This is a genomic window from Kitasatospora sp. NPDC004799, from assembly GCF_040609095.1.
Taxonomy (GTDB): domain Bacteria; phylum Actinomycetota; class Actinomycetes; order Streptomycetales; family Streptomycetaceae; genus Kitasatospora.
Map to the genome: position 1 here is coordinate 1 of NZ_JBEXJK010000457.1, position 6,351 is coordinate 6,351.

The window sequence follows — 6,351 nt, forward strand, 5'->3', positions numbered from 1 at the left end:
GGAAGTCGGACGGACCGACTTCCCGCGCCGCGGTGTTTCCGCGCGGCTGCGTCAGATCTGGACGCCGAAGTCCTGGGCGATGCCGGCCAGGCCGGAGGCGTAGCCCTGGCCGACGGCGCGGAACTTCCACTCGGCGCCGTTGCGGTAGAGCTCGCCGAAGATCATGGCGGTCTCGGTGGCGGCGTCCTCGGAGAGGTCGTAGCGGGCGATCTCGCTGCCGCCGGCCGCGTTCACCACGCGGATGTAGGCGTTGCGGACCTGGCCGAAGTTCTGGCCGCGGGCGATGCCGTCGTAGATGGTGACCGGGAAGGTGATCTTGACGGCGTCGGCCGGCAGGCCGGCCAGGTTGACGTTGATCGCCTCGTCGTCGCCCGCGCCCTCGCCGGTGCGGTTGTCACCGGTGTGCACGACGGTGCTGTCCGGCGTGCTGGTGTTGTTGAAGAAGACGAAGTGGGCGTTGGACAGCACCTTGCCGTCCGCGTTCAGGACGATCGCGCTGGCGTCGAGGTCGAATTCGGCGCCGGTCGTGGTGCGGACGTCCCAACCCAGGCCGACGGTGACCGCGGACAGGCCGGGGGCCTCCTTGGTCAGCGAGACGTTGCCACCCTTGGAGAGGCTCACTGGCATGACGATTGCAGTCCCTTCGTTCGCTTCGTTCGCTTTTCTCCGGGACAACGCAATACTCCGGCGGCTTGGTTCCGCAGGGGTCGTGAATTCTTCGCGCGCGTCCGTCGGAGGGCAAAGCCCGGGCAAAGCGGGTGTCAGATCCGCCGGAACCGGCCTTGCAGCGTCCAGATGTTCGGATTGTCGGCCAGGTCGGGGTGCATGTCGAAGAGGTCGGCCAGCGTGTCCTGGAGGAAGTCCCGTGCCTCGCGCCGCAGTTCGGCGTGGCGGACCACCACCGGCGGCTCGTCCGGCAGCCAGGTGGCGGTGACCTCGACCCAGTTGAAGCGGCGGGCGAAGCGCAGCAGCTCGGTGTTCTGGGTGAAGTCGAGGTCGGCGGTCTGCACCCGGGCGGCCCGGCCGCCGTCCGGGTCGCGGTCCAGGAGCTCGGCGACGTCGCACAGCGCCCACGCGAAGTCGAGCACCGGCACCCAGCCCCAGGCGGTGGACAGCTCCGCGCCCTCGCCGTCCAGGTAGACGTCGCCGCAGAACAGGTCGTACCGCAGGGCGTGGACGGACGCGGTGCGGTAGTCCGTCTGCGGGGGGTCGGGGAAGCGGTTGGAGAGGGAGTAGCCGAGCTCGATCACGTACGCCATTGTCGGGGCTCCGAGCGCCCGGGGGTAACCGGGCACGGACGGCCGACCCCGCGCAGGAACCGGACGCGGACGGCCGACCCCGCCCAGAGCAGGAACCGGACGCGGGCGACCCCGCCCCGAGCCGAAGGGGCGCGCCGGTGCCGAAAGGGAGGAGCGAGGAGGCCCCGAGGAACGAGGGGCATTGGAGCGACGACCGTCGGCACCGGGTCGGAGCGCCCCGGAGGCGAGCGGGCGAATAACAGCGTGACCGGGCGGGGCGGGCGCGGGATGATGGGCGCATGTCCGAGCCCATCCGCGTACGGGGGTCGGTGGTCGTCCCCGACGCCGAGCTCGTCTGGCGCTTCTCGCGTTCCTCCGGTCCCGGCGGTCAACACGTCAACACGTCCGACTCCAAGGCCGAGCTGCGCTTCGACCTGGCCTCGACCAGGGCGCTGCCCGAGGTGTGGCGCGAGCGCGCGCTGGAGCGGCTGGCCGGTCGGCTGGTGGACGGCCGGGTGCTGGTGGTCCAGGCCTCGGAGTTCCGCTCGCAGTGGCGCAACCGGGAGGCGGCCGCGGCCCGGCTGTCGGCGCTGCTGACCGAGGCGTGCGCGCCGCCGCCGAAGGCCCGGCGGGCGACCAGGCCGAGCCGGGGGATGGTCGAGCGGCGGCTGTACAACAAGCGGCACCGCTCCGAGCTGAAGCAGGGCCGCCGGTCGCCGCGGGGCGGCGAGTAGTCGGCGGCGGGCCTCAGCCCAGGGTGCGGTAGCCGCCGCGGAAGTAGAGCAGCGGGCGGCCGCCGGGGTCGGGCACCACGGCCTCCAGGACGCGGCCGAGCAGCAGGGTGTGGTCACCGGCGGGTATCCGCTGCTCGGTGCGGCACTCGACGGTGGCCAGCGCGCCGTCGACCAGCGGGGCGCCGGTGCGCGGGCCGCGGTGGTGCGGGGTGTCCGCGAACAGCAGCCGGTCGCTGAGCCGGCCCTTCATGGCGAACCGGGAGCCGAGCGCCTTCTGGCCCTCGGTCAGCACCGAGACCGCCCAGTTGTCCACCCGGGAGAGCACCTCGTCCATCCGGGAGTCCTCGCGGACCGAGATCAGCACCAGCGGCGGCTCCAGCGACACCGAGAGGAAGGACGTGGCGGTCATGCCGACGTCCTCGCCGTCCTCCGGGTCGTGGACGGTCACCAGGCTCACGCCGGCGGCGAGCTGGGAGAGGGCAGCCCGGAACTCGTCGGGCGTGGCGTGGGGGGCAGCTTCGGGCTGCGGGGACGGGTACACGTACCGCACGGTAGTCGTCACCCGGGGGGAACGGCATCGGGCCTTGGTCGTAGGACCGGCGGTCCGGCCGAAGGGTTGCGCCCGGGTGGCCGAACTCACCCGCACGAGTGAAGAGTCGGACTCGCGGGCCCCGTCGGCTTCAGCCGGAGGCCAATGCGGTCGACCACGAGAAATGTACCCCTAGCGCTGTATGTCCCGCTATGGGTCAGATGAACTGATTAAGGGTGCATTAGTGTCGTGTGATTTAAGTCACAAGTGATGACCTATTGCTGACCGAGCGTGCCGAGCGCTGTGCTCCCTGTGATTCAGTTCTTCTGGCAATCGGACGATAACCAATCAAGAACTATCCGAAGCAGCCGGGGAGCCCCCGCATGGAAGCCGAGTCGGAGCCGTACGTCCGTCTCGCGACCCTCCGCACCTTGCACCGGGTCGTGGCGGACCTCAACGCTGCCCGCAGCCTCGCTGGCACGCTCCAGGCCGTTGTCGAAGGCGCGGTGCACGGGCTCGGCTTCGACGCCGCCGCGGTCAGCCTGGTCCGGCCGGACGGCGACCTCGTGGTGGCGGCCGTCTGGGAGCTGGAGGAGAGCCCGATGGGCGGCCCCTCCGTGCTGCTCGGCCAGGTCGGCTCCCGGGAGTCCTGGGACCGGCTGCTCGGCGTCAGCGACCACTGGGGCACCCTGCGCTTCCTCCCGTACGACCGCGGCTGGGCCGTCGCCAGCGACATCCCGCGCTGGATCGGGGACGGACCGCTGCCGGTGTACGCCAACGACTGGCACCCCGCCGACGGGCTGCTCGCCCCGATGTACAGCGCCGGCGGCGACCTCCTGGGCGTCCTCTCGGTGGACCGCCCGCGCAGCGGCAAGCGGCCCGGGGCGTGGACCCGCGAGGCCCTGGAGATGTTCTCGCTGCAGGCCTCCATCGCGATCGGCAACGCCCGGCTGCGGGCCGAGATGCAGCGCGCGCTGGCCCGCCTGGAGAAGGAGCAGCAGGCGCTGCGGGCCAGCGAGGAGAGCTTCCGCCAGGCCTTCGAGTACGCCCCCAGCGGGATGGCGATCACCGAGCTGCACGGCGTCGGGCGCGGCCAGCTGACCAGGGTGAACGACGCGCTCTGTCGGCTGCTCGGCCGGCCCCGGGCGGTGCTGCGCCAGCAGAGCTTCGCCGACCTGGTGCACCCCGAGGACCGGGCGCTGCTGGAGCGCACCAGCGCCGAGAGCGGCCGCGCCGAGCTGCGGCTGTCCCGGCGGGACGGCGGCTACCAGTGGGTCTGCCTGCGCAACTCGATCGTCGCGGACGCGGCCGAGGGGCCGAGCTTCCTGCTCACCCACGTCGAGGACATCGAGGACCGCAAGCGGCACGAGTTCCAGCTCGCCCACCGGGCCAGCCACGACGCGCTCACCGGGCTGCCGAACGGCGCCGAGCTCAAGGCCCGGCTGGCCCGCCGGCTCTGCGCCCAGCCGCAGCCGGTCGGCGCCGCCGCCGGCCAGGTCGAGGCGGCCTACCCGCAGCCGTACGGCTACCCGACCGACCCCTACGCCGCGCACGGAGGGCTGGAGGGCACGGACCCGTACGCCGGGCCGGTGCACGGCTACGGGCTGCCGGAGGCCCTGCCGAGCGGACTCGGCCCGGGGTACGGGGAGCACGTGCACGCGGTGGTCCCGGCCGAGTACGGGCCGGGCGGCGAGGCCTGGTCGGCGCCGTTCCGCTCCGGCGGCGCGGCGGCGGACAAGGGGCTCGCGGTGCTCTTCTGCGACCTGGACGGCTTCAAGTCGATCAACGACCGGTTCGGCCACAACGCGGGCGACGCGGTGCTGGTCGAGGTCGCCCGGCGGCTCAGCCAGGCGGTCCGGGACGGCGACACGGTGGCCCGGCTCGGCGGTGACGAGTTCGTGGTGCTGGCCGACGGGATCGGCCGGGAGGAGGCCAAGGACCTCGCCCACCGGCTGCGGGGCGCCATCATCCCGCCGATGCGGATCGACGGACGGGCGATGCGGGTGGGGGTGAGCCTCGGGGTCGGCTGGGCCGGCTGCGGGATGAGCATCGAGGAGGTCCTGCAGACCGCGGACGAGCGGATGTACGACGAGAAGCGGGCCCGGGGCGGGGCGGTGCGCGGGGCGCGCGGCGAGCGCTCGCACCGGCGCGCGGGCTGAGCGCGTCGGGTCGGGCACCCGGGTCGGGCACCCGGGTCCGGCAGCCGGGTCCGGCAGGCCGGCGGAGCGCCCCGGGACCGGGTCCGCCCTGGTCCGGCCGGGTTACCCGTGAGTTGTCAAGGGGTCTTTTCCGGCTGTCAGGTACGACAGGTAGGGTTCCCGGTACGACAGCGTCCATGATCTGCGCCGCCCGCAGCCGGCGGCGCACCGGATGGGGGAGCAGACCACCGTGACGACCGCCGGCAGCAACGGAGTGCCCGAGGGCCAGGGGGGCGGTGCCCCGCAGGACGACGACCCGTTCGGCTACCTCTACCGCCCGGCCGACGGTTCCACCGGGCAGCCGGCCGAGCCGCAGCAGGGCGTGCCGCGCACGCCGTACAGCCGCCCGATGGAGGTCGGGCGCGCGCAGTACGGCCAGCACTACCAGCAAGGGGGGCCGCAGCGGGCGCAGCAGCAACAGCCGCAGCAGCCGTACGGCCAGCAGGGCATGCCGCCGCAGGGGTACCCGGGCGGTCAGCCGCAGGCCCCGTACGGCGGTCAGCCGCAGCAGCCCGAGTACGGTGCTGGGCCCGCCCAGCAGACCCGCTACGCGGAGCACTCCCGGCCGCAGCCGGGGGAGGAGCCCCGCAGCAGCGGCCGGAGCAAGGGCGCGGTGATCGGTGCGGTCGCCGTGGTCGCGGCGATAGCGATCGGCGCCGGCATAGCCCTCTCCACGGGGGACCCGGACGGCGACAAGAACGCCAAGGGCGGCACCACCAGTGCCGCTCCGCCCGCCCCCACCACCCCGGTCCCGACGGCCACGACGGCGAGCACCGCCCCCTCGGCGACCGCCACTCCGATCGCCGGTCCGTCGACCGTGGACGCGGGCCAGCTCCAGGCGCAGAGCGCGCCGTCCGGCAACAGCGTCAAGGGCGCCAAGTCGGCCGACGGCAGCTACCTGACGCTCCAGCCGGGCGGCTCGGTGACCTGGACCGGTGACATCGCCACGGCCGGGACGTACAAGCTGACCGTGCACTACAACTACTCGGGCGCGGAGTTCAAGGGCGCGGCCGTGGTGAACGGCAAGGACTGGCCGAGCGGGGTGACCTACAAGATCTACGGGCCGCCCCCCAAGGACCAGACGTCCGCCTGGTACACCACCTGGATATCGCCCCAGTTCCAGGCCGGATCGAACTCGGTGACCTTCACGGTGCCCGGCGGGCCGGTCCTGATCGACCAGATCACCATCGAGCCGGGCAGCTGAGCCCGCCCGCCCACGACATGCCACGGCCGCCCGTCCCCGCTGGGGGAGGGGCGGCCGTCGCCGTCGCTCAGGCGGGTTTGACGGTGGAGAAGGTCTCGCCGCCGAGCACCCAGCGGCCGCGGCGCATCACGGCGACCAGGTCGTAGCTCTGCGAGTCGAGCACGACCAGGTCGGCGCGCTTGCCGGCCTCCAGGGAGCCGATCGAGTCGCTCAGGCCGAGCAGCCGGGCCGGGGTGGCGGACAGCGACTCGATGGCCTGGTTCAGGCTGAGCCCGTTGACGGTGACCGAGCGCTTGAACGCCACGTCCAGGGTGAGGGTGGAGCCGGCGATCGCGCCGCCCTCGACCAGCCGGGCCACGCCGTCCTTGACCTCGACCTGGAGCGGGCCGAGGGGGTAGAGGCCGTCGCCCATGCCGGCCGCGCCCATGGCGTCGGTGATCAGGGCGAC

At 73.2% G+C, this 6,351-nt stretch carries 7 protein-coding genes; 3 read left to right on the forward strand and 4 right to left on the reverse strand.

Annotated elements, in window-relative coordinates; all coding sequences use genetic code 11:
- Positions 1-51: 51 nt before the first annotated feature.
- Both ABZW03_RS35305 and ABZW03_RS35310 read right to left on the reverse strand, forming a co-directional pair.
- Complete coding sequence (locus ABZW03_RS35305; RefSeq protein WP_355267826.1) at positions 52-627, reverse strand: TerD family protein; 576 nt, start codon at positions 625-627, stop codon at positions 52-54.
- A 134-nt stretch (positions 628-761) separates the two neighbouring features.
- Entirely contained in the window at positions 762-1,250 is a 489-nt protein-coding gene (locus tag ABZW03_RS35310) for a hypothetical protein (protein WP_355267844.1), read from the reverse strand.
- A gap of 287 nt (positions 1,251-1,537) precedes the next feature.
- Here ABZW03_RS35310 and arfB point away from each other — a divergent pair, with 287 nt between their 5' ends.
- Entirely contained in the window at positions 1,538-1,972 is a 435-nt protein-coding gene (gene arfB, locus ABZW03_RS35315; RefSeq protein WP_355267829.1) for an alternative ribosome rescue aminoacyl-tRNA hydrolase ArfB, read from the forward strand.
- Between the two features lie 13 nt (positions 1,973-1,985).
- Here arfB and ABZW03_RS35320 read toward each other — a convergent pair whose 3' ends face one another.
- Positions 1,986-2,513, reverse strand: a complete 528-nt coding sequence (locus tag ABZW03_RS35320; RefSeq protein WP_355267832.1) for a flavin reductase family protein — start codon at positions 2,511-2,513, stop codon at positions 1,986-1,988.
- A gap of 371 nt (positions 2,514-2,884) precedes the next feature.
- Between ABZW03_RS35320 and ABZW03_RS35325 the strand changes: the two genes are divergently transcribed.
- Together ABZW03_RS35325 and ABZW03_RS35330 are read left to right on the forward strand one after the other, a co-directional pair.
- Entirely contained in the window at positions 2,885-4,660 is a 1,776-nt protein-coding gene (locus tag ABZW03_RS35325; protein WP_355267835.1) for a diguanylate cyclase, read from the forward strand.
- Positions 4,661-4,889: 229 nt separating this feature from the next.
- Positions 4,890-5,903 carry a hypothetical protein gene (locus ABZW03_RS35330; protein ID WP_355267838.1) on the forward strand — a complete coding sequence of 338 codons (1,014 nt, stop codon included), beginning with the start codon at positions 4,890-4,892 and terminating at the stop codon, positions 5,901-5,903.
- A 67-nt stretch (positions 5,904-5,970) separates the two neighbouring features.
- On the opposite strand, the gene ABZW03_RS35335 is transcribed toward ABZW03_RS35330, so the two are convergent.
- The coding region (locus ABZW03_RS35335; protein ID WP_355267841.1) for an amidohydrolase family protein at positions 5,971-6,351 on the reverse strand (381 nt) is incomplete at its 5' end.

Bases quoted from the DNA above. Each gene is read 5' to 3' on its own strand.
- ABZW03_RS35325 (WP_355267835.1), top strand. From the start codon at position 2,885: ATGGAAGCCGAGTCGGAGCCGTACGTCCGTCTCGCGACCCTCCGCACC.
- ABZW03_RS35305 (WP_355267826.1), bottom strand. From the start codon at position 627: ATGCCAGTGAGCCTCTCCAAGGGTGGCAACGTCTCGCTGACCAAGGAG.
- arfB (WP_355267829.1), top strand. From the start codon at position 1,538: ATGTCCGAGCCCATCCGCGTACGGGGGTCGGTGGTCGTCCCCGACGCC.